Origin of the sequence: Amycolatopsis silviterrae (genome assembly GCF_042684085.1) — a bacterium.
Lineage (GTDB): Bacteria > Actinomycetota > Actinomycetes > Mycobacteriales > Pseudonocardiaceae > Amycolatopsis > Amycolatopsis silviterrae.
In genome coordinates this window covers 184663-208281 of record NZ_JBHUKS010000033.1, presented here as the reverse complement: position 1 = coordinate 208281, position 23619 = coordinate 184663, and the positions used below count along the sequence as shown (strand labels likewise).

General features: G+C 68.7%; 17 protein-coding genes. 7 read left to right on the top strand and 10 right to left on the bottom strand.

Annotation, left to right across the window (positions count from 1 at the left end; translation table 11 throughout):
- Positions 1-97 precede the first annotated feature (97 nt).
- Together ACFSVL_RS39600 and ACFSVL_RS39595 are read left to right on the top strand one after the other, a co-directional pair.
- Positions 98-1015 (top strand): BKACE family enzyme, encoded by a 918-nt coding sequence (locus ACFSVL_RS39600; protein ID WP_378312138.1) that lies wholly within the window; start codon positions 98-100, stop codon positions 1013-1015.
- Positions 1012-1869: an SMP-30/gluconolactonase/LRE family protein gene (locus ACFSVL_RS39595; RefSeq protein ID WP_378312136.1), complete on the top strand. Its 858-nt coding sequence runs from the start codon at positions 1012-1014 to the stop codon at positions 1867-1869. Before ACFSVL_RS39600 ends, ACFSVL_RS39595 begins: the two co-directional genes overlap by 4 nt.
- Positions 1870-2381: 512 nt before the next feature.
- On the opposite strand, the gene ACFSVL_RS39590 is transcribed toward ACFSVL_RS39595, so the two are convergent.
- Positions 2382-4592, bottom strand: a complete 2211-nt coding sequence (locus tag ACFSVL_RS39590; RefSeq protein WP_378312134.1) for a hypothetical protein — start codon at positions 4590-4592, stop codon at positions 2382-2384.
- A gap of 137 nt (positions 4593-4729) precedes the next feature.
- Positions 4730-6061: an MFS transporter gene (locus ACFSVL_RS39585; RefSeq protein WP_378312132.1), complete on the bottom strand. Its 1332-nt coding sequence runs from the start codon at positions 6059-6061 to the stop codon at positions 4730-4732.
- 96 nt (positions 6062-6157) lie between these two features.
- Here ACFSVL_RS39585 and ACFSVL_RS39580 point away from each other — a divergent pair, with 96 nt between their 5' ends.
- Positions 6158-7243 carry an Lrp/AsnC family transcriptional regulator gene (locus ACFSVL_RS39580; protein ID WP_378312130.1) on the top strand — a complete coding sequence of 362 codons (1086 nt, stop codon included), beginning with the start codon at positions 6158-6160 and terminating at the stop codon, positions 7241-7243.
- Between the two features lie 55 nt (positions 7244-7298).
- Here ACFSVL_RS39580 and ACFSVL_RS39575 read toward each other — a convergent pair whose 3' ends face one another.
- Positions 7299-7940: a response regulator transcription factor gene (locus ACFSVL_RS39575; protein WP_378312129.1), complete on the bottom strand. Its 642-nt coding sequence runs from the start codon at positions 7938-7940 to the stop codon at positions 7299-7301.
- The gene (locus ACFSVL_RS39570; protein WP_378312128.1) at positions 7937-9424 is read right to left on the bottom strand and encodes a PAS domain-containing sensor histidine kinase; all 1488 of its coding nucleotides are present in this window, start codon (positions 9422-9424) and stop codon (positions 7937-7939) included. The genes ACFSVL_RS39575 and ACFSVL_RS39570 overlap by 4 nt, the downstream gene beginning before the upstream one ends.
- 214 nt (positions 9425-9638) lie before the next feature.
- Between ACFSVL_RS39570 and ACFSVL_RS39565 the strand changes: the two genes are divergently transcribed.
- The 3 genes from ACFSVL_RS39565 to ACFSVL_RS39555 are packed head-to-tail and all read left to right on the top strand — an operon-like array spanning position 9639 to position 13115.
- On the top strand, positions 9639-10490 hold the full coding sequence (locus ACFSVL_RS39565; protein WP_378312127.1) for a fumarylacetoacetate hydrolase family protein: 852 nt from the start codon (positions 9639-9641) through the stop codon (positions 10488-10490).
- 1 nt (position 10491) lies between these two features.
- Positions 10492-12123 carry a bifunctional 3-(3-hydroxy-phenyl)propionate/3-hydroxycinnamic acid hydroxylase gene (locus tag ACFSVL_RS39560; protein ID WP_378312125.1) on the top strand — a complete coding sequence of 544 codons (1632 nt, stop codon included), beginning with the start codon at positions 10492-10494 and terminating at the stop codon, positions 12121-12123.
- Positions 12124-12167: 44 nt separating this feature from the next.
- Positions 12168-13115 carry a VOC family protein gene (locus ACFSVL_RS39555; protein ID WP_378312123.1) on the top strand — a complete coding sequence of 316 codons (948 nt, stop codon included), beginning with the start codon at positions 12168-12170 and terminating at the stop codon, positions 13113-13115.
- A 105-nt stretch (positions 13116-13220) separates the two neighbouring features.
- Here the strand turns inward: ACFSVL_RS39555 and ACFSVL_RS39550 are convergent, their stop codons facing one another.
- The 6 genes from ACFSVL_RS39550 to ACFSVL_RS39525 form a co-directional block, all read right to left on the bottom strand.
- Positions 13221-13940, bottom strand: coding sequence for a FadR/GntR family transcriptional regulator (locus ACFSVL_RS39550; RefSeq protein WP_378312122.1), 720 nt, complete (start codon positions 13938-13940; stop codon positions 13221-13223).
- A gap of 331 nt (positions 13941-14271) precedes the next feature.
- Positions 14272-15006, bottom strand: a complete 735-nt coding sequence (locus ACFSVL_RS39545; protein ID WP_378312120.1) for a TetR family transcriptional regulator — start codon at positions 15004-15006, stop codon at positions 14272-14274.
- Positions 15007-15025: 19 nt separating this feature from the next.
- Positions 15026-16558, bottom strand: a complete 1533-nt coding sequence (locus ACFSVL_RS39540; protein ID WP_378312118.1) for an FAD-dependent monooxygenase — start codon at positions 16556-16558, stop codon at positions 15026-15028.
- Positions 16555-18237 (bottom strand): (2,3-dihydroxybenzoyl)adenylate synthase, encoded by a 1683-nt coding sequence (locus ACFSVL_RS39535; RefSeq protein ID WP_378312116.1) that lies wholly within the window; start codon positions 18235-18237, stop codon positions 16555-16557. The genes ACFSVL_RS39540 and ACFSVL_RS39535 overlap by 4 nt, the downstream gene beginning before the upstream one ends.
- 11 nt (positions 18238-18248) lie before the next feature.
- Positions 18249-20570, bottom strand: coding sequence for a hydantoinase B/oxoprolinase family protein (locus tag ACFSVL_RS39530; RefSeq protein WP_378312115.1), 2322 nt, complete (start codon positions 20568-20570; stop codon positions 18249-18251).
- Between the two features lie 19 nt (positions 20571-20589).
- Positions 20590-22698, bottom strand: coding sequence for a hydantoinase/oxoprolinase family protein (locus ACFSVL_RS39525; protein ID WP_378312113.1), 2109 nt, complete (start codon positions 22696-22698; stop codon positions 20590-20592).
- Positions 22699-22860: 162 nt separating this feature from the next.
- Between ACFSVL_RS39525 and ACFSVL_RS39520 the strand changes: the two genes are divergently transcribed.
- On the top strand, positions 22861-23607 hold the full coding sequence (locus ACFSVL_RS39520) for a maleate cis-trans isomerase family protein (protein ID WP_378312111.1): 747 nt from the start codon (positions 22861-22863) through the stop codon (positions 23605-23607).
- Positions 23608-23619: the final 12 nt, after the last annotated feature.

The following is a 23619-nucleotide window of genomic DNA, read 5'->3' as shown; positions in this document are numbered from 1 at the left end:
TGCGTGAAGAGGTGACCTGATCTCCGGAGGAGGCCGCGGCTGGCGACGTGCGAGTGCTCCGGAACCGGCGACTTCGGATCGCCATTGAGGAGCAGGAATGCAGGAAGCCGACAAACGGATCGTCTCGTGTGCTTTGACGGGCTCGATCCACACGCCGAGCATGTCGAGTGCGCTGCCGGTGACGAGTGCTGACCTGATCGAGCAGGGGCTGGCCGCAGTAGCCGCCGGAGCCAGCATTCTCCACCTGCACGCCAGGGAGGATTCCGGGCGGCCGACCGCATCGCCTGAGGTGTTCGAGAAGTTCGTGCGGCCGTTGAGCGAGCAGTGCGATGCCATCATCAACATCACGACCGGCGGCAGCACGCAGATGACCATCGACGAGCGACTCGCGGCCGCTCGTCTTCTCGCCCCCGAAGTCGCGTCGCTCAACATGGGGTCGATGAACTTCGTGTACGCGGGGGCGGCCAAGCCCGGAATCGACTGGAAGTACGACTGGGAACAGTCGTACCTGCTGAATTCGGCCCGGGTTCCCTTCACGAACACGTTTGAGCAGATCGAGACCGCGCTCCGGGAGCTGGGCCGGGGCCTGGGCATCCGGTTCGAATTCGAGTGCTACGACATCGGCCATCTGTACACGCTCGCTCATTTTCGCGACCGCGGTCTCGTCGAGGGCCCGATTCTCATTCAAGGCGTGTTCGGCATCCTCGGCGGCATCGGCGCGCACCACGAGAACCTCGATCACATGGTCCGCATCGCGGATCGTCTGTTCGGATCGGACTATCAGTTCTCCGCTTTCGCCGCCGGCCGCCACCAGATGAACTTCATCACCCACGCGGCCTTGGCAGGCGGGCATGTGCGGGTCGGGCTCGAGGACAACCTCTACATCGCCAAAGGCAGGCTCGCCCGGGACAATGCCGAACAGGTCAGCAAAGCCGTCCGCATTCTCGACGAGCTGGGCCTCGAAGTCGCCACCCCGGACGAGGCGAGGCAAATGCTGGGTTTGAAGGCCAAATGACTGATGTGCTGACGCCCGTTTCCTCCAGCGCGGTCTACCCGGAATCGCCTCGCTGGAAAGACGGCGAACTCTGGTTCTCCGATGTCCACGACTACGCGCTCAAAAAGGTGTCTCGCGACGGCGTCGTGGAGAGACTGTGCGAGGTGCCCAGCCGCCCGGCCGGGCTCGGTTTCCTGCCTGACGGGCGGCTGCTTGTCGCGACCGCCAAAGACAAGTGCTTGTGGACATTCGACGGAGACAGTCTCGAATTGTGCATGGACCTGTCCGAGATGGTGACCGGCCTGCTCAACGACATGGTGGTCGACGGGCACGGGCGCGCTTACGTCGGCGACACGGGGTTCAATCTCATGGCTGGCGACGAACCGGCCCCAGGCTCGATCCTGCGGGTGGACGTCTCCGGCTCCGGCCCGGTCGCGTCGCGAGTCGTCGCGACGGGGCTGGATTTCCCCAACGGGATGGCGCTTTCCGGAGACGGGCGTCGCCTGTGGGTGGCCGAAACCCGCGGACCTCGGGTCACGCGGTTCGCTGTTTCTCCCGAGGGCGATCTGCTCGATCGCGAGACGGTCATCGAGCTTCCCGACCTGGTCGACGGCTTGTGCGCGGACGCCGAGGACGGCGTCTGGGTCGCGGTTCTCCGGCCAGGAGAGTTCTGGCGAGTCGCGAGCGACGGGCGCGTCACTCGAAAGATCTCCGTCGCGGGGCAGTTCGCGATCGCCTGCACCCTGGGCGGTCCGGATCGGCGGAACCTGTACTTGTGCTCTGCGGTCACGACTATGGAAGACCTTGCGCGGGGTGTGAGCTCAGGTCGTATCCACAGCCTTCGTGTCGACGTGCCTGGTGCCGGGTGGCCCTAGTCAGGAGACCGCCAGACATGGTGAATTGATACAGGCAGCGCGTGTCTAGCTTCTCTCGTTTCCCGAGCGCATCACGGCTCCGATGGCGACCAGGCCGCCGCGACCGACAGCTCCGCGCAGCTGCGGAGCAGCAGGAAGCGCTCGACGGAAACGGGGCCGCAGCGCCGAAGAGACCGCGCAGCGATCCGGGACCTGCGGCACCTCGCCCGGACAGTCCCGGCCGGGAAACTCTTCCGCGACCCCGAAACCGGGAACTGGGGTCCCGGTAGTTTTCGCGACGCAGTTCTTCTCCACGGCGGAGATCCGCAAGCTGGCGTCCTGGCCGGGGGAATTCGGCCGTGACGAGCTGGCCGGTACTTCACGCTGACCCGGAGGACGTGGCCTGGGCCAACGAGTCCGCGCGGGCCCGCCGACGAAACTCGGGCTCGCCGTGCAGCTGTGTGCGTGGGTTCGTGCGCGGGACGGCGACGGTGGAGCTGGTCGCCGTCCCGCGCGGGCTGCCCACGTTCGGCTCAGCCGCCCGATCGACCGACCAGCGAGCAGACCTGGGCCGCTCGGACCTGAGCGCGGCAGGCGAGGCGGACCCGGCGCGAGATCTCGGCGAGCTCCGCTGCGCGGTCCGCGGGTTCCGGTGTGCCCCGCTCCCGCGCCGCGCCGAGCGCCTCGGCCGCGTCCGTCAACCACCTCTTCGCCCTCGGCAGCCGGCGGCCCGCGGAGCGGACGGCAGCCTGGGCGTCGGCGACGGCGGCCACCGCGGTGTCCAGCGCGGTGCCGAGGACCGCCTGGGGAGCATCACCGAGGCGGAGCGACCAGAACTCACCGGTCTCGTCGAAGTAGTAGTAGCCGTGACTGGGTTCGCGCACCTCGAGGTAACGATCCGCGGGCCCGATGCAGCCCCGGTATTCGCCTGCATCGGGTTTCACGACCGCGGTGAAGGCATTGCCGCGGTGTGCCGCCGACGACTCCCACTCGCCGCCGGCGTTCCAGCTCGCCGCCGCCTCCTCGTAGCTGCCGTCGGGGATGGTTCCGGAGGTGCGGTACATGGCGGTGAGGTACTCGTCATCGATCTCGCCGAGTCCGGCGTTGGCCTGCCGGGCGAAGAACCTGTTGCGGGCAGCGCTGTTGCGGGTTCCGCGGCGCGCCGCGGCGAGGCCGGGATCCGCCGTGCCGGGGGTGCCCGGAAAGGCGAGGTACCAGCCGCTTTCGTCGTCGAACCGGAACTCGGCCTCGTCGGGTGCCCGCCACGGTCCACGGTCGGCGCTGAGCGGGTTGTTGTTGGCGTACAGCACGTCCATCAGCGCGCCGGACCTGGACCGCGTGCTCTCCCGGAGCACCGGGCGTGGGCGGTCGGGGCATCCCGTGCGTTGCTCGATCGCCACGCCGTAAGCGCTGTCGGCCCACAGTCCCCCCGCGGTGCCGAGGATGCGGCCGGCGTCTCCCACCGGCATCGACAGCATCATGTCGCGCGCTTGTGCCGCGGTGTTCGCGAACTGCAGCGCGTGGAAGGTGGCGGCACCTCGCCGGACGCCGTAGCCCCATTCCTCTTGCGGGCCTCCGCCGTTGCTGCCTCCCTCCGTGCTGTGCCCCCCGTGGTGCACGTAGGTGACGCCCTTGCTGTTGAAGCCGGGGTGTCCGGCCATGTAGAAGCGCCCGAGGCCCGGGATGAACCCGTTGGCGGAGAACGGGGTGTACACGAAGCTGTTGCCCTCGTCCGGGAACGCCACGATGGTGGCCTGGTGGGTGCAGTCGTGATCGGTGGTCGACGCCGCGTACAGCCGTCCGTCCGGGGTCGCGGTTCCCCATGCGCAGAACCCGCTGCACATGTCCACCGTCTCGCCTGCTGTCGTGACCACCGCGCCGCTGTAGACGTTGGTGCCGTACGCGCGGTCCTCGGTGAGTTCCTCGGCCATCAGGACGTGGTGGTCCGCGGGTGGCAGGTACCCGGTCCAGATCGCCACGGTCTGTTCGACGGTGAGCGGCACTCCGCGTTCGTTGGCCCCTTCCGACCAGCCACGTGCGAACTCGATGATCTCCGGAGCGTGCCTGTCCAGCTGTGCCGCCCACTGCGCGAGCACGAGCCGTTCCTCCTCGGTGACCACATGATCGGCGAGATGATCGAAGATCCACGTGCCGTAGATGTCGATGACCTGGGTCGCGTACTGCGCACCCATCTCTCGGTTCGTTCCGGCGATCACCACCACCGGGCACACCGTCGGCACCACGGGCGCGCCGTGTTCGGTCACCGGGGTCTCGCCCGAGCGCCCCAGCACGTACTCGGGCGCCCCGGGAAGCTCCGTTCCGTCGATCACCGCGTCGGCAACGGCGATCGCCGACGCGAGCAGGGCGCGGAAGCGGGCCAGCAGGCCGGCTCGATCGGGCTCCGGATCGCTCCCGGCGGAGTCGATGAAGGTGCCGTCCGCACGGCCGAGGTCCCACTTCGCCTGATGCAGCTCGAGCAGGAGGCCGTCGATGATCCGGAGCCCGGTGTCGCTCCGCGGATCGTCCTCCGGCACGGTACCGACCATCCGGCTGGCGACGTGGACCGCCATCAACGCGCATTCCTTCATGACACGGATGGCCTCCAGGGTGGGTGCCTCGTGCGCGATCGCCGCGACGCCGCGCAGGCCGTCGATCGTCCCGTGATAACGGCGGAGCTCGGTCTGGCGGTCGAGCGGAGCCGACGGCACCTCGTCGACGGTGGCGGAGCTGTGCGGAGCCTGCATCGTTGATTGCCTCCTCGTTCGCCTGCATGCCGGCGATCGGTCTGTTGTCGTGAAGTCCGTGCTCACCCGGCGGCGCCCCACCCCCGGGTCGGTCGAGCCGGGGATCGGCGGCGCCGGAGTGAACGGATGCGAATCGCTCAGGCGAGCGTGATGTCGCGGCGCCGGAGCGACCGCTGCGCGGCCATGGCCTCGGCGAACGTGGGCGAGCGCATCGCCGCGAAGGTGCCCAGCAGCCCGACGACCGCCACCGCGCTCACGTAGGACGGCAGGATCGCGTACCCGCCGTTGCCGTGCAGCCATTCCGCGAGCAGCGGGAACGTGCCGCCGAAGAGCATCGTGGCGATCGCTGTGACGATCCCCGCGCCGACGGCTCGCACGGAAGCGGGGAACAACAGGCCGCTCACGAGGTTGATCGCCATCGTGGGCGGGGCGGTCATGAGACCGAGCACGAGCGCACCCGCCCAGAAGGGCACCGAATGCGCTTGCATCCCGAGCAGGAGCGGGAGCGTCAGGACCGCCTGCAGGAGGTACCCGGCGCGCAGTACCACCAGCGGTCCGACGCGGTCGGCGAGCCAGCCGGCGAGCAGCGTGGCGATCAGCACCAACGCCAGCACCAGCGTCAGGTAACTGGACGCGGACGCCTTGTCGGTCATGCCCGTGTTCTCCGCGTAGACCGGCAGGTACACCATTTCGAAGTAGAAGGGGACCGTGCCGGAGATCGCGATGGCCAGGAGCGCGGCACACGCCCAGCGATGATCGCGGAACACCGAGCTGATCGGCGGACGCACGGTGCCGTGCTCTTGCTTGAGCTTCTCGAAGGACTCCGTCTCGGGAGCGCTGCGCCGCACCCCGACGGCCAGCAGCCCCACCGCGGCCGCGATCGCGAACCCCCACCGCCAGCCGCCCGCCGCGATGCCCTCCTTGCCCAGGACCGCGTACATCACCGTGACGGTGCCGAAGGCGAGAAGGGAGCCGACCATCATCCCGCCGTAGGAAACGGCGCTGAACCGCCAGCGCATCCCGGGCGGCGCGGCCTCGGTGACGTACGCCGCCACCGTCGGGGCCTCGCCGCCGTACGCCAACCCCTGGATCAACCGCAACGCGATGGCCAATCCGGCCGACAGGACGCCGACACTGGCCGCGGGCGGCAGCAACGCGATGCCCAGGCTCGCAAGCGCGATCGCCGACATGCTCACGATGAGCCCGATCCGGCGGCCGTGTTTGTCGCTGAACCGGCCGATGAGCAGGCTGCCGAGCGGCCGCGCCAGAAACCCCACGGCGAAGCCCGCATAGGCAGCGAGCAGTTCACCGGTGCCCGCCCCGAACACGGTGGCCGCGAAGAACGGCGCGAGCACCGCGTACATATTCCAGTCGAAGGACTCGACGATCGCTCCCACCGTAGAGGCGGTCAGTTCCTTCCGGGAACGTCCACGATCGCGCGGCTTCGTCTCCTCGATGTCATGGGTCACCGGATGTCTCCTTCTGCGGATTCGCCATCGTTCGGTGCTGCGGAGAGAATGAAGACTTCCCACCTGAACCAGCCGACATAGAGGTAAATTGCCGAGATGTCAGATCCTCCGCCGGATTTTGCCAACCTGTCCGAAGCAGAGCTGAAATTGATCCACGCCCTCCAGATCAATCCGCGCGTTTCCTGGACGTCGGCCGGGGCGGCACTGGCGGTCGATCCGTCCACGGCGAGCCGAACGTGGCAGGGGCTCTCCGCATCCGGACGCGCTTGGGTGTCGGCGTCGCCGCGCTCGGCAGCGTCGGAGGCGCCGCTGATCGCCTTCATCGAGATGTCATGCCGCATCGGCACGGCCGACACCGTCGCCGCCGATCTCGCCGACCAGCCGTGGGCCGCGACGATCGAGCGGACGACAGGCAGCCGCGATCTCCTGGTCAGCGGCATGGTGACGGACCTGTCAGCGCTGGCGGCGCTCGTGTCGAACGAGTTGGAAGCGATCGACGGCGTGGAAGGCACGCGGGTTCAGGTCGCCACTTTCGTGGCTGCCGAGGGCGCCGGATGGCGCCTGCACGCACTCTCGGCGGAAGCCATCCGGAAGCTCAGCGATCAGCGTCCCGCGGTGCAGGCTCGGCCCGTCCGTGTCGATCACCACGACACCGCGCTGCTTCGCGAACTCGGTCGCGACGGGCGCATGGGATACAGCGAGATCGCATCGCGCACCGGACTGGGGATCAGCACCATCCGGCGCCGGGTGCAGCGCCTGATCGCCACCAGCACCGTCAGCCTGCGCTGCGAGGTGGCGCAGCCCCTGAGCGGATGGCCCGTGTCCGCAGCGCTGTGGTGCCGGGTGCCGCCGGCCCGGCTCGGGCAGGTGATGTCGGGCTTCAGCGGGATGCCGGAGATCCGGCTGTGCGCCTCGGTCACCGGTGGACCCGCCAATCTGTTGCTGGCGCTCTGGCTCCGTTCTCCCGCCGATCTCCAACGCCTCGAAGCACTCGTCGGCGAGCGACTGCCGGATCTCGACGTCATGGACCGGGCCCTGACCCTTCGACACGTCAAGCGGATGGGCCGGATCCTCGACTCCCGGGGCCGGGCTGTCGGTGTCGTGCCGGTCGTACCCCGTACTCCCTCGCACCTTGTCGAGGCAACAGATGTCGCCGAAGCCGCGATGCTCACGTTCGAATAGGGCGAGCGCGAAGCACCCAGCAGTATCTGGGGCCGGTCTCGTTCCACGATCCGCGTCAGGGCGGCGGCGCGACGCCTTCCCGGATCGCCCACAGGGCCGCCTGCGTCCGCGTCGACACGCCGATCTTGAGCAGGATGTTGCTGACGTGGGTCCGCGCGGTCCGTTCGCTGATTGACAGCTCGGCAGCGATGGCCTGATTGGTCATTCCTTGTGCCACGAGCCGCAAGACCTCGCGTTCCCGCGGGCTGAGCTGGGGGAGCACCTGAGTGCCGGTCAGCGCTCGCAACGCTGGGGCCACGGCTGGATCGAGGTGCATGGCACCGGCAGCGGCCGCGCGCACCGCCGCCGCGACCTCGTCGGGCTCCGCGTCCTTCAGCAGGTAGCCGGACGCACCGGCGGCCAGTGCCGCCGCGACTCGCTCCGATTCGCTGAAACTGGTGACGGCTACGACCTCGACCGCGGGATGGCGCTCCTTGATCGCCTGGATTCCGGAGATCCCGTCCATCGCGGGCATGACCAGGTCCATCAAGACGACATCGGGCATCGGCCCGAGAACGTCGGCTTCGGCCAGCTGGGCAAGTGCCTGCTTAGGGTCCGGCGCTTCCCCGACGCAGTCCATGTCCGGCTGCGCGTCCAGGAAGGCGCGAAGGCCGCGCCGGACCACGGCGTGGTCGTCGACGACGAAGACTCGTATCACGAGAGCGCCCCGGCAACCGTGGCGTGCACCTTCGTCGGTCCGCCGGGCGCTGACTCCACCCGCAATCGGCCGCCGACCCGGTCCAGCCGCTCGCGCATGGAGATCAGGCCGAGGTGTCCCGCGTGGGGATCCGCGGGGTCGAACCCCTTGCCGTCGTCGCGGATCGTGACGCTGAGGTCGCGTCCGGATCGGGTGAAACTGATCCGAGCCGACTTGGCGTTGGCGTGCTTGACGACGTTCGTCAGCGATTCCACGACGACCCGGAACAGTTCCACCTCGACCTCGGGAGGAAGCCCAGCCAGGCCATCAGGATCTTCGACGTCGACCCGGATGTCATCGCGCGCGGCCAATGCGGCGGCCTGACGGCGGACTGCTGACACCAGTCCCTCCGCGTGCAGCGCCTCAGGACGTAGCTGAAAGATAAGTGCACGCATCTCCGCGAGGGCTCCTTTCGCGAGGGCGTGGATCTCGGTTGCGCCTCGACGGAAGGCGTCGGGATCAGGCGACGGCTCGCTCGCGACGAGTTCGAGGGTGCGTGCTTGCAGGCTCATCGAGAACAGCGCCTGGTTGACCGAATCGTGAAGGTCACGGGCCAGCCGGTGCCGTTCGTCGAGCGCTGCTCTCTCCTCCAACTGAACCACCATGCGGGAATTGTCGACCGCAATTGCGGCTTGGTCGGCTATCGCGGACAGAAAGGTGATGTCGGCATCGGAGGGACGGCGGCCCTTGGGGAAAAACGCATCGAGAACGCCGACGGTGGCGTTGCGGACGATCAAGGGAAAGACGGCGATGGTGTGCCACGTCGCGTCCCGGCTGATCGGGTGCAGCGGCCCGAATCGAGGGTCGCGCAATGTCTGTTCGCGCCAGCCGTCCACAACGATGGGTTGTCGGGTCGCGAGGGCGGGCTTCGAGAGCAGCGGCGCGCCGAGCGCCTGACACGCGGCGAGACGCGTTACGTAGTCGCGGGTGTGCGGATAGGACCCGGAGGTGCCGCACTGCTGCATCTCGCCGTCGTCGCCGATCAGGACGAAGGTGCAGGAGTCCATCCCGGTGGTGCGCCGCACGTCGTGCGCGAGCCGGTCCAGGTTGACCGCCAGTGACTCCGCGAAGGCGATGCTGGCGGACGTCCGGCTGAAGGTCTTGAGCCGTTCCTCCTGAAGCCGGGCGGTCGTGACATCGCTGAACCGCATCACCTCGAGGGTCTTTGGGCCGTCGACGACCTGCGAGAGTGTGCATTCCAGCTGCCGTCCTTGGTGGAGGACGGTGACTGGGCCGTCCTTCGACACGCCACGGACCCGTTCCAGCAATTCGGCGAGTGCTCGATCGGTCGTGGCCGCGTCCGCGGCGACGAGACCCAGCACGCGTTGCCCCGCCGAGTTCACATACGTGGGACGTGATCCCGGCGCTTCGAAGAGGGCGACGCCGTCCTGTGCGTTGTCCACGAGTTGCATCAGCGCGCCATGGCCGACCGACGCTAGCGACATAGCGCAAGCATGCCTCATCTCCACGTGCAACGCATTGAGTGCGACAAATGACGTAGCGCGCTTTCCGATCGTGGCAATCCGATGTCGTCGAATTGACGGCAGGCTCCGGGTTGTCTGACCGATGCGCTGCCGCGGACTCCGCCGAACAATCGGGTGGTCAGGCGTGACGCGCAACACAGCGTCCGTGACCTGCTGACGGAAAGGCATCCCAAACATGCGAGTTGTGTCCGCGGGCGGTCGTCTCGCCGTCCTCTCCCGAGACCACGAGTGCGTGGACGTGGAGAAGGCGAGCGACGGCCGGTTCGGCTCCGATCCCCAAGCGATCTACGCGCGGTGGGACGAGTTTCTCGAATGGGCGCAGCGGTACGACTTCTCCCGCGCCGATGCCGTGCCGTTCGATCCCGCCGAGGCCGATGCGCCGGTTCCCGCCCCTCGCCAGGTTTTCGCGATCGGGTTGAACTATCGCGACCACGCGAAGGAGGCGGGCTTGCCGCGTCCGCCGGCCCCGGTCGTGTTCACCAAGTACCCGTCTTCGTTGACCGGGCCGGTCACGACCGTTGCCCTGCCTGCCGCGACGGTGGACTGGGAAGTTGAGCTTGTCGTCGTCATGGGCAAGACAGCCCGCAAGGTGAGCGTCGAGGACGCGTGGTCGTACGTCGCCGGCATCACCGCGGGGCAGGATCTGTCCGAGCGGACGTCCCAGACCGCTGGGCCCGCCCCGCAGTGGAGCCTGGCGAAGTCGCTCGCCGGGTTCTCGCCGATCGGCCCGGCGGTCGTCACACCCGACGAGTTCGACGACCGCGACGACATCGGACTCCGATGCTGGATCGACGGCGAAGCCGTTCAGGAGGGCAGCACCGCGCAGCTGATCTTCCCGGTTCCCGAACTGATCGAGTACCTGTCCGCCAGGCTCACGCTCTACCCGGGGGACCTGATCTTCACCGGCACACCCGCGGGGGTGGGAGTCGGCCGGACCCCGCCGCGCTTCCTCAAACCGGGAGAAGAGCTTCGCAGCAGCGTCGAGGGCGTTGGCGAATTAGTCCAGAACTTCGTGAGCGGAGCCTGACATGGGCAATCAGGAGACTTCGAGCGAGATCGTCGACCTCATCATCGTCGGCGCCGGCTCCGTGGGGCTGACCATGGCCGCGACGTGGGGGCGGATGGGCCGCACCGGGATTGTTCTCGACAAGCAGCCGCTGCCGTACGGCTTGCCCCGGGCAGGTCACATCGACCACGAGATCATGCGGTTCCTGCAGCAGGTCGACGCTGAAGAGCCGGTCCTCGAGGACGGTTTCGTCGGCGAGAAGTACATCTGGATCAACGGCGTCGGCGAGACCCTCCTGTCGTTCCCGTGGGAGCAGCACAGCATCTCGGGCTGGGCGTCGGACTACATGCTCAACTCGGCCGTCCTCGAACAGTCGCTCATCGAGCGCGTCGACGAAGCCGCGAGCATCGAGACTTTCCGCGGCTGGCAGGCGATCGACCTTGTCCAGCACGCGGATCACGTCGAACTCACCATCGAGGCGACGGCAATCGTGCCGGATTCGCCGGTTCCGCAGGGAACTGGTGAGCGCCGGACCCTTCGCGGCCGGTACCTCGTGGCCGCGGACGGGGCGAACAGCCGCCTCCGTCAGCACCTGGGCATCGGGCGTGACGATCTCGGGTTCAACGAGCGGTGGCTGGTCGTCGACGCGCGCATGACGCGACCGTTCTCGCTGCCCTTCGATTGCGGCCAGGTCTGCGACCCGCGTCGCCCCACCACGGTGCTCCCACTGGGCAACAGCCATCGACGGTGGGAATGGCATCTGCGCCCGGAGGAGGATGCCGAAGAGTTCCTTCGTCCCGAGAAGGTGTGGGAGCTGCTCGAACCGTTCGGGATCACCGACGAGGACGTCGTCCCGGTCCGGCACCTGATCTACACGTTCGAGGCCAGGCTGGCTCGCGAGTGGCGCTCCGGGCGCGTCTTCCTGGCGGGAGACGCGGCGCACACCATGCCGCCGTTCCTGGGCCAAGGCATGTGCTCGGGGATGCGCGACGCTCGCAACCTCGCTTGGAAATTCGACCTGGTCTTGAAGGGGCTGGCGGACGACTCCCTCCTGGACTCGTACCAGATCGAGCGCGAACCGCACGTGCGCGACTGGACAGTCATTTCCCTGGAGAGCGGGAAGATTCCCTGCATCGTCGACGAAGAACAGGCTCGACGCCGGGACGAGATGTTCCGGAACGGCTACACGCCGCCGCTGCCGGAGTTCCCTCAGCTGATCGCCGGCGTCCTTCATCGAGACGAATCGGGTGCCCTGGCGGGACCGGCCGGCGAGAACGGGATCCAGGCACGGGTCACCCGCGGCACCGAAACCGCGCTGCTCGACGAGTTCGTTGAGCCCTTCACGTTCTCCGTCATTTCGGTCGGGCCCGATCCGCGGGATTTCCTGCGTGATGAACAGATTTCCGTCCTGGAGCGCCTTGGCGTTTCCTGGATCCGGCTCGATCCGTCTGACGCGCCGCGGGACAGCCTCGGGGCCGGTGCGCTCATCGACGCGGACGACAGCTATGCCGACTACCTGAAGGAGAAACAGATCGAGTTCGTCCTCGTACGTCCCGATCTCTACGTCTTCGGCGGTTCCGACCGGGACGGTCTCCCGCTCCTGGTCGACGATCTGCTCGGACAGGTGGCAGCCGAGTCCACGGCTCGCGCCTGACCCGCTGACTTGCCGAACCCAAACCCAGAAAGGCGGGGAAAGCGATGGCTCTGCATCGCGTCTCGAACCTCACCCTCGGCGTCCCCGATGTCGGGGCGACCGCACAGTTCTACGACGATTTCGGACTCATCCGCCGTCCGGAACCCGACCCCGACGGGGCGATCGTCTTCGGCACCGTCGACGCGGGCGAGCAGCTTCGCTTGGTGCACAGCCCTTTCCGGCGGTTGATGGAGGCCGCCTTGGCCGCGGATACGCCAGAGGACTGCGACCGCATCGCTTCGAACCTGCGACAGCACGGCTTCGACGCCGCCGCGGTCGGCGAGGCGTTCACGAGGGAGTGCATCGCTGTCGAGCCAGCCACTGCGCTGACGGTGCGGGTGATCGTGCGACCGCGGTTGGTTCAGGAACCGGAACCCGCTCCCAGCTATAACGGACCCGGGCGCTTCGACCGCGTCAACGCCCGCGCCGACGGGGTCGTGCGGACCGATCGGGTGCGTCCGCGGCGGCTGGGCCATTTCGTTGTCGGGACCACCGACTTCGAGACCACCAAGCGGTTCTTCGTCGAGGGCATGGGCTTCAAAGTCAGCGACATCGTCAAGGACCGGGGAGTGTTCCTTCGGTGCTCGACCGATCACCACAACCTGCTCGTCCAGCGCGCCCCCGTGCCCTTCCTGCACCACACCAGCTGGCAGGTCGAGGACGTCGACCAGGTCGGCCGGGGAGCGATGGACATGCTGGAAGGCGACCCGGCTCGGCACGCGTGGGGTCTGGGCCGGCATTACGCGGGAAGCAACTTCTTCTGGTACCTCAAGGACCCAGCAGGCAACTTCGCCGAGTACCACAGCGACATGGACTGCATCCCGGAGGACGCGTTGTGGACGCCGGAAGTGCTTGAAGGAGCGCGCGGTCTCTTCACCTGGGGTCCGCCGCCACCGCCCTCCCTCCTCGAACCGGAGGACCTGGCGGACCTGATGATCTCCGGGCACGGCTGAGGAAAGAGCAGCTATGCGGCCGAGGTTCGGGACGTCGTGCTCGCCGAACAGACGGCTTCCGAACGAGACGGGAACTCCGAGCTGTTGTGTGGTTGCCAGCGGCGGTTACGCGGACTCGATGGAGTGCCGGCCGGCCAGTTCGGCAGCCCGGTCCGCGTCTCGGTTCACGATCGCGTCGACGAGTTCCTCGTGGAGTTTGAGCCGATCGGTCATCTGGCCGATCGTGCCCGGCCCCTCCGAAATGACGGCCACCGTGTGGTTCTGGATGACGTCAAGAAGAGCCAGATAGACCGATCGCAGGATGGGCGACGGCGAAATCTCGGCGATCGCGGCGTGGAGCGCCCAGTTCGCCTGCAAGTAGGCGAGAGGATCGTCCTCGTCCACGGCGTTTCTCATGGGCTTGAGCAGCGATCCCAGCCGTCGCCGGTCACGGCCCGAGGCGAAGCGGACGGCATCGTCGATCACCAAGGACTCCAGCGCGTTCCGCATCCTCAGCGCGTACGCAACATCCTGCCCAGCGCTGTCCAGCGCCAAGACAGCGTTTCCCAAGCGGACCATCGGCGACGGTTGTGCCACGAACAGCCCGCCGCCCGGGCCCGGCCGAACGTCCACGACACCGCGGGAGTGCGCTAACCGCAGTCCCTCGTTGAACGTGCCGACCGACACCTTGCACTTGGCCCGGACTGCTTCCTTGGTGCCGAGCCGCGAACCGGGCTCCATGCTGCTGGCCTGGTCAGCGATCGCTTTCGCGACACGTTCGGCACGAGAGGACCCATCGCCGGGCAGCGTGTCGCCTGAAACAGGCGCACGCTCGTTCGCAGTCACGGACATAGTTTAAGCCTGCGTGCCGTGGGACGATCCTGCCTGGCTCGCCGAGCGCTTGCGAGTTCGAGGAGGCTGACGCGTCGCTCGGGGCGACGAGCCTGTCTGAGGTCTTGTGGTCCGCTGTGGTCGTTCCGGCGCGCCGGCGGCGAGCTTGAGAAGATTGATCGGCAGAACCCCGTTTGACGATCTCTGCGGTGAGGGCGAGGACCTGCTTGGCCCAGCTCCGCGTGTTATCCGACGATCTGCTCGGGTCCGCCGGGTGAGCCCCGCCCGCCGAGGTCCCGGTTTCCGGCCTCGGACGGGCAGGACCCGCACCACCGCGGCCCCGGGGCTAGTGCGGCGGTCGGTCGTCCCCGGTGCCGCCCGCCAAGCGCTCGACCAGGTCCAGTTCGACCCGGACGTTGGCGAGAATCCCTTCCACCGTCGGGGATTCCGGCGTGCGGTCGTCGCTCCGGACGGTGCGCACGGCCATCTCCGCGAGCTGGTCGGCGGTTTCCTGGTCGTCCCCGCCTTCCTGGTGCCACCAGGCGATCCAGTTGAGCATGCCGATCACGCCCAGCGCCGCGGTGCGCGCGTTGACGTTGCGGAAGCTTCCGTCGGCGATGCCGCCGTCGATCACCTCGACGAGTTCCTTCAGGACGCGCCGCCGGCTGGCCCGGTAGGACGTGGCGAGGTGCTCGGGCAGATCCGATTCCGAGCGGATCATCAGCCGGAACCGGTCCGGGTCCGCCATCTGGTTCAGCGCCAGCGACCGCGCCATGCGGCGCAGCTTGGCGACCGGGTCCAGGCCTTCCAGCGCGTTGATCTCGTGCAGCAGCTGGGCGGGCTGGTCGGCGATTTCGCTGACCAGCTGGGCGAACAGGTCGTCCTTGCTCGCCACGTAGTGGTAGACCGCCTGGCGGGTCAGGCCGGTCGCGTCGGCGATGTCCTGCAGCGTGGTCCCGGCGACTCCGCGTTCGGCGAACAGCCGCGCGGCGTTCTCCTTGATCTCCCGTTCGACGAGTTCGCGCCGCACGCTGGGGCGGCCCCGCCGTTTGGGCGGCGGATCGGCGGCAGGGGAAGTCATAGCGGCCAAGGCTAGTCCATCACCCGGTGAAGGCCACGAGATCGACACGCTCGCTGGCGAGCGCGCCCGCGGCGACGGCGCGGAACTCGGCGGGCACGTCCGCGACCAGGAGCGCGCCGGTCGCACGGCGGATCCGCTCGCCGACATCGAGCCGGTCGAGCGTCGCTTCGCGGTCGCCGGGACCGGTCAGCCAGTACGCGGCGGCGGGCGGCAGGCCCGTGATCAGCTCGGCCGCTTCGGGACTCCACGGCCGGACCGAGATCTCGACGGGGAGCGTTCCGGCCGCGGCCCGCAGTGCCTCGGGGGCGGTGCGGCAGGGGAACTGGTGCCCGCCCGAGGCCAGCGGCCGGTCGAGGATCCACTCCGTGACCGCGGCCGGAGAAGGGACCTCGCCGGCCTCGACCCCGCCGAACGCCGCGAGGCCGGGGACGGCGACCTGCGGAGCAGACTCGGCGAACCGGTCGACGGTGACCTTCCCGGCCCGCGTCATGTAGGCGACCATCAGCTGCTCCACCGGCATCGACAAGCGGTCCGGGAACGAGTCCCACCACGCCATCGAGCGCTCGGCGATGTCCTGGAGGTGTTCCACGGCGGGCCGCCGCTCCGCCTCGTACGCGGCGAGGGCATCGTCGAGGGTCCCGGCGGCGAGCACCGCGCGGTCGAGCGCGATCGCGTCCTCCATGGCGAGCTTCGTCCCGGAGCCGATCGAGTAGTGCGCGGTGTGCGCGGCGTCGCCGAGCAGCACCACATTGCGCGTGTGCCAGTGGCGGCACCGGATCGTGCGGAACCGGAGCCATTTGGTGCGGTTGCCGATCAACCGGTTTCCTTGCAGGGTCTCGGCGAACGCTTCCTGGAGGTAATCGAGCGACGGCTGGTCGTTCTCTCCGTTGGGAGTCTCGTGGGTGGAAACGTCGAACCCCGCTCGCCGCCATGTCTTTTCGTCGGTCTCGATCAGGAAAGTGCTGCGGTCGGCGGCATACGGGTAGGCGTGCGCGACGAACGTGCCGTGCTTGGTGACGACCGGGGTGAAGATTGCCCTCGGCAACGCGAAATCGGTGCCGCACCACAGATACAGGCCCTCGCCTTCGGCCGTTTCCGGACCGAACTCCCCGGCCAGTTCGGTCCGGGTCGCGCTCGAGATCCCGTCGGCGGCGACGACGAGGTCGGCATCGAGTTCTGCCACCGCGCGGCGTTCGCCGAAGCGCAGTTCGACTCCGGCGGCTTCGGCGTGCTTTTGCAGTACGGCCAACAAGGTCGCGCGGCCGATCGCGAGCAGTTCGCCGTGCGCGAGACGTACTTCGGAGTCGCCGACGCGCATCGACATCTCGTGCCCGTGTGCCGCCGCGACGATGCTGTCGAGCGATTCCTCGTCGGCGAGCCGCAGGTTCCGCTGGGTCCGCGACGCCAGGCCGACGCCGAAGCCGAAGGTCTTGTCCGGCACGCCCTGTTCGTAGACGGTCACCTCGGCACCAGGATGACTGCGTTTGAGCAGGCGGGCGGCGTACAGCCCGCCCGGCCCGCCGCCGAGGACGGCGATGGTGTCGAGCTTCATGCTCCGGCTCCTTGCGGGGTCGTTTCGGCCGCGAGCGGCGCCGCTGCGTCGGCCCGGAGACGTTTCTTGTCGATCTTCCCGACGTTGGTCTTCGGCAGCTCCGGCACCCAGACCAGGCGTTCGGGCCACTTGAACTTGGCCACGCCGAGCGCGTCCAGGTGCTGCTGCACCTCGGGCATCGTCAGGGTCGTGCCGGTCGCGGACACCAGGAACGCACAGGCCTTCTCGCCCAGCCGCGCGTCGGGCATGGCGACCACCGAGGCGACCGCGACCTCCGGGTGCTTCATCAGCAGCACCTCGACCTCCTCGGCGTTGACCTTCTCGCCGCCGCGGTTGATGAGGTCTTTGATCCGGCCCTCGATCGAGACATGCCGCTTGCCGTCGACGACGTGGACCGCGGCGAGGTCTCCGGTGCGGTAGAAGCCGTCCGAGGTGAACGCGGTCGCGTTGTGCTCGGGCGCGTCGAAGTACCCCGGGATGGTGTACGGGCCGCGGCAGCACAGCTCGCCGACGGTGCCGTCCGGGACTTCGGTTTCGGTGCCCGGTTCGAGGATCCGGACCTCGTCCGACGGCGCGATCGGCGTGCCGACGGTCGTCCTCCGCACAGACTCCGGATCGCCCGACCGGCCGACCAGGAACATGCCTTCCGACATCCCGAACATCTGCCCGGCCCAGCGCGTCCCGCCGTCGTCGACCCGCCGGAACAGTTCCGCCGGCACCTTCGCGCCCGACAGCATTGTGCCCCGGAGCGTGCGGAGGACCGGGTCGAATTCGGCGGACCGGACGGCTTGGTAGTGACCGTGCCCGATCAGCACGTCGGTCACGCCGTGCTCGGCCATCAGCGCGAACGCGGCGACGTGGTCGGGGGTGGCCAGGACGAGGGCCGCGCCGACCGAATGGGCGCCGTGCAGAGCGCACGAGATTCCGGCGTTGTGGATGATCGGGATGAGGTGCGCGAGCCGGGTGCCGGCGTCCCAGCCCAATGCCTGGGCGTAGAGGAGGGCGTTGTTCCAGTACTCGGCGTGGATCCGGGGGATCACCTTCGGCACTCCCGTTGTCCCGCCGGACAATTGGAACACCGCGACGTCCTGAGGATCGGTTACGGCCTCGACGCTTTCGACAAACGCCCGCGCCTCAGCCGGATCGATGTCGGCACCGAGGTCCTCGATGCGGTGTGTGCCGGAAGCCGCCGCGCCGACGGTGAGGACGGTGCGCAGCGTCGGGTGCCCGTCGGCGGCGTGGCGGGCGAACTCCACCAGATCGAACCCGAGCCCGGCTTCGACCAGATGCGCCACCGCGCCGACCTTGCGGCTGATGTGGCCGATCTCGTGCATCCGGTGCTGCGCCAGCGTCGCCACCGGCACCAGGCCCGCCTTGAGGCAGCCGTACCAGGCCAGCACGGTCGCCGTCCGGTTGGTCGCCTGGAACAGCACTGGATCGAGCCGACGCAGGCCGAGTCCGCCGAGTGCGGCGGCGATCCGGTCGGTGCGCTCGTCGAGCTCACGGTAGCTGAGCGTGCCTTCGGCGGTGATCAGCGCGGGGCGATCGCCGTGCCGCAGCGCGGATTCGTGCAGCCGCGCGCTGATCGGCGCGTCGCTCCATTCGCCGCTGGCCCGGTAGCGGCGGGCGCGATCGGCGGGGTATGGGACAACTCGCCCGTCCCAGTCGGATGCGGTCACTGAACGGCTCCTCAGTCGATCGGCGCGGCGGGCAGCAGCGCGGTCAGTTCGCCGACGTGGTCGGGGTGGTCGGCCGGGACGACGCCGGAGTAGACCGCGGACCAGCAGCCCGGGCAGCACTGCTGGCGGAACACGACCTCGGCGTCCACGTACTCCGACGGAGCGGAGACGACCTGCGGTCCTGCCGTGCTCGACGGCCCCTCGTAGCGGGCCAGCGAGAGCTTGCCGGATTTGGTGTCGCCCAGCAGCCGGCCGCAGTGCGCACAAGCGATCACGCGGGCCTCGCCGATGGCGACCTCGGCCAGGTTGTCGTCGATCCGGCGGGCGTTGCGCAGATCCACCGTCGCCTCTTGGGAAAGCGGTGTCTCGGAACGGTCGCGCCGCTCGTCCAGCATGCTCGCCCGCAAGTCGGCGGTCGCCGCCTGGTCGAGTTCGCCGTTCGCGATCACGACGCCGTAGTTGGTGCGGGCGCCCTCGGCGGTCACCTTGCCATTGACCACGTCCCAGGCCACCGCGTCGGCCTCGCGCCGCAGCGGGTCGCCGTAACCTCCGCCGCCTTGCCAGTGCATGTACAGCACCTCGCCGGGAGCCAGGTAGCTCTCCGCGTAGCAGGCGCCGATTTCCTTGGTGCCGTTCAGTTCGTCGAGGCTGCCGGGCAGTTGGCCGGACGAAAGCAGTTCCTGCACCCCGGAATCGCGCGCCAGGATTTCGAGACCGGTGTTGCCGGGGAGACCGCCGGCGAGGCCGCCGTTCTGCGCTACCGCCTTCCCCGCTGAAGCGAACACCAGTCCCATCGGCAGGCTGCTGCCGTACGGGGTGACCGCGAGCGAAGCGCTCACCCCGCCGCGCATGCGGCCCGGACCGCCCGAGTCGGGCTCTTCGCGGCGCCAGAGCGTCAGCAGCGGGTAGAGGAATTCGGTCATTTCGGTGTCCGGGATCCGGCCCATCGGGATGCAGAACAGTCCGCCGGTGTCCATGCCGTCGGCCACCGGGCGCGCGCCGTAGCCGCCCGCCATGGGCTCCATCATGATGTTCAGGAACGGCACCGGCTGCTCGCCGCGCTGGTCCAGCCCGGCGACGATCGCGGTGTCCCAGGTGCCGCAGCACGAAGCCTGGACGTTCTTGCCGAGGTCGACGTCGCGGTCGAGCATCTGCGCGAGGCATTCGGCGATCAGGTTCCCGGTGAGCCAGGCCGGTCCGATCGGGCCCCGGCTGACCGCGGCGGGGAAGGTGGCGTTGTTGATCGTGCCTTCTTCGGAGATCAGGTCGAAACAGCGCATCAGCCCGCCCGCGGCCCACGGGATGTCCCCGGCCAGGATGGGCAGCAGCGCGAGCATCACGCCGCCGCGCATGCCGGCGTAGGTGCAGTTGATGACGCCGGTCTGCGGGTCGGTGCCGGTGAAGTCGAAGATCAGCCGGTCTGCGGACTTGGTCATCGCGACGGTGATCTTGTGCAGCCCGCGGTCGCCGGTCGAGGCCTGGTCCTGGTAGCCGGTGGCCTTCCAGGTCCCGTCGGGCAGGCCGCTCAGCTTGGCGCGCAGCCGCGATTCGGAGTCGTTCATCATCCGCTTCATCACGGCCTTGACGGTGTCCGCGCCGTACTGCGCGATCACCGCGAGGAGCCGGTCGCGGCCGACGGTGTTGGCACCGATCTTGGCGCGCAGGTCGAGGCCGACGAGCATCGGCACGCGCGAGCGGCGGGTCCACGCGTCGGCGACGTCGCGCTGCAGGACGCGGTCGCGGACCACCTTGATCGGCGGTGTGGGCACCGATTCGGAGAAGACGTCCTTGGCCCCCGGGTCGAACGAGCCGAGGCCGGAGCCGCCGAGATCCGGTTCGTGGCAGATGGCGCTGGTCCACGCGAACAGCTTGCCCTCGTGGAAAATCGGCTGGTACACGATGACGTCGCTCTGGTGCAGCCCGCCGCCGACCCACGGGTCGTTGCAGAGGAACATGTCGCCGTCGGCGATGCCCGGGTTCTCCGACCGGTTCTCCAGGGTCCAGTAGATCGCGAGGTCGACCGCGCCGACCAGCATCGTGTTGTAGAGGCCGACCTGGACCTCTTGGCCCACCTCGTCGCTGACGGCGAAGTCGAAGTCGTTGGCGTCGGTGACGATCGGGGAGCCGGACATGCGCTTGAGCGCTTCGCCCATCTCGTCGGTGACCGACCACAGCCGGTGCCGGATGACCTCGTAGGTGAGCGGGTCGACGGCGTCGATCTGCTCCTGGGTGACGGTGTGCAGGGGGACGGTGCCGCCGACGGCGCGGCTGAGCGCGTCCGGGTCGAGCGGGCGGCTGGAGAAGATTTCCGAGCCGGGGATCGGTGCGGTCATGCCAGTTCTCCTTGGTCGCTCAGGCCTGGTCGAGCGCGATGTGCAGGTTGCCGAGCCGGTCGATGGTTCCGGTGGTGTCGTGCGGGACCACGACGGTGGTGGTGGGCACCTCGATCACCGCGGGACCGCGCAGCACGTGGCCTGCCCGGAGCTTGGTGTAGTCGTAGATGGCGGTGTCGGCGTAGCCGCGGCTGGCGCCGAGACACACCTTCCGGGTTCCGGTGAGAGCCGCGGCCGCGTCCGCGGAATCGGCCTTTTCCAGTTCCGGCAGCGTCGGCGAAAACGGCAGGACGCCGGTGCCGCGCACGCGATAGGTGATTGCCTGGATGCCCGCCTCGCGGAACCCGCTGTCCTTGCCGAAAAGCGCGGCGTAGCGGGTCTCGAACAGATCCGCCGCCTTGGCCACGTCCTCGGCGGCCAGTGCGCCGTTGGGGATCGAGGTCGCCACCTCGGCCAGCTGCATCGTGTAGCGCATGTCGATCTCTCGCTCGATTTCCACGGACGAGAACTGCATGCCCTGCCGTTCGAGCATCGCACGGACCTCGGCTTCGAGTTCCTCGAAGTTGCGCTGCACGCGGGCCGGGTCCAGCGGAAGCGCCGCCGGATCGGAAAGTTCCTTGGCCAGCACGATGTCCGACGAGGCGAGCCCGTACGCGGAGAACGCGGAGGCGACTTGGCCCAGCGGTACCACGACATCGGTCGCGCCGATCTCCTGCGCGTACAGACCGCAGTGCGCGGGCCCGGAACCGCCGAAGGCGTAAACGATGAAGTTGCGCGGATCGTGCCCGGCCTCGACAACCGTTTTCCGCAGCAGGTCGCCGGTCTGCGCGTTCTGCACCTCGTAGATCGCCGCGGCGGCTTCTTCGACGCTCAGCCCGAGCGGCTCCGCGATGCGGGTGCGGATCGCGTCGCGTGCGAGCCCGACATCGAGCGCCCGTCGCCCGCCCAGCAGACCGCGCTCTGGGATGATCCCCAGGACCAGGTTCGCGTCGGTGTTCGTGGGTTCGGTGCCGCCGTTGCCGTAGCAGGCCGGGCCGGGGACCGCCTGCGCGCTGTGCGGGCCGATCTGCAGATTGCCGCCCGCGTCGATCCATGCGATCGCGCCGCCGCCGGAGCCGATCGCGTGCACTTCCAGCGTGGGCACGTTGATCGGATGGTGGTTGATGATCGTGGTCGACGACCGCACCGGTTCGCCGTCGACGACGAGCCCGGCCAGGAAGGTGGTGCCGCCCGCGTCGGTGGCGATGATGTTGCGGTGGCCCAGTTGCTCGCCGAGCGACACCGCGCCGACCACGCCGCCGGTGAGCACAGAGCCGACCGTGGAGATCGCGTTGCCCGGAGCCTCGGCGGCCGCGACGGCCCCTCCGTTGCTCTGCATCACCAGCAGCGGTCCGGACAGGTTTTCCTTGCGCAGCTTGCTTTCCAGCTCGCCGAGGTAGTCCCGGAGGCCGGGCCCGACCTGGGTGCTCATGATGGTGGTCGCGTTGCGCGCGAACTCGCGGATGCGCGGGGACACCTCGCTGGAGATCGCCACGAACAGGCCGGGGTCGATCTCGTGCGCGATCTCCCGGATCCGCTGTTCGTGCGCGGGATTGCGGAACGACCACAGCAGGGACACCGCGATCGCCGAAATGCCGTCGGCGACGAGGGCGCGCACCGCGTCGCGGACCTCGTCCTCGTTCAGCGGGACGACGACCCGGCCGTCGCGGTCGACGCGCTCGGTGACCTCCAGCGCGTGGCGCTTGCGGACCAGCCCGTGCGATTTGCTCTGCGCGATGGGGTTCTGGAGTTCCTCCGGAGCGCGCCCGAGATAGCGGCCCTCGACGTTCATGATGTAGATCGAGTCGCGGTGGCCCTTGGTCGTCAGGAAGCCGATGTCCGGGACGCGGTTCATCACCAGCGCGTTGAGCGACGAGGTGGTGCCGTGCGCGATGTGGTGGGTGTTCGCCAGCATCTCCGCCACCGGCACGCCGAGCTGCTCCGCGAGCACGCCGAGCACGTCCATCACGCCGTCGGAATAGTCCGGCGGGGTCGAGGGGGTCTTGCCCGCGATCAGCAGGCCTTCGCCGTCGTCGAGGACGGCGTCCGTGAACGTGCCGCCGACGTCCACTCCGATTACGTATGCCATCCGCTCTCCCTTGAGCTGACTGATCCGGGTGACTCAGATCACTGGTTTGACTACTACGACGATTATTCGACGCTGACGCAGAAGAAGTCAAGCGGAACGGCTTGACTGATCGACGATCGCGTCGAATACTCGTCGCAGACGCAAGGAATTGAAGGGATCCTCATGAGCACCCACCGGATCGGGCTCGTCGTACCGAGCAGCAACGTGACCGTCGAGACCGAGATGCCGGCGCTGCTCGCGAGGCACTCCTCCGCGGACTTCTCGTTCCACTCGACGCGGATGCGCATGCACACCGTCTCGCCGGCCGGGCTGGCGGCGATGAACGCCCAGCGCGAGCGATGCGTCATGGAGATCGCGGACGCCTCGCCGGAGGTGATCCTGTACGCCTGCCTGGTGGCCGTCATGGTCGGCGGTCCGGGGGAGCACCGGCGAGTCGAATCCGCCGTCGCCGAGCAACTCGCCACCGGCGGATCCGAGGCGCTCGTCCGGTCCAGCGCGGGTGCGCTCGCGGAGGGCCTGCGCGCGCTCGGCGCCCGGCGGGTCGCCCTGGTGACGCCGTATCTGAAGCCGCTCGCGCAGCAGGTGGTCGAGTACCTCGAAGCCGAGGGTTTCGAGATCGCCGACTGGCGCGCGCTCGAAGTGTCCGACAACAACGAGGTCGGCTGCATCCCCGGCGACCGGGTCATGGCGGCCGCGCGGTCGCTCGATCTGTCCGATGTGGACGCTCTGGTGCTCAGCTGCTGCGTGCAGATGCCCTCGCTCAGCCTGATCGAGCCCGCCGAGCAGGAGTTCGGGATTCCCGTCCTGTCCGCAGCGACCGCGGGCGCGTACAGCATCTTGCGCAGCCTCGGCCTCGACGTCTCGATCGACGGCGCGGGCAGCCTCCTGCGCGCCCACGCCACCGTCTGAAAGGAGAACCGG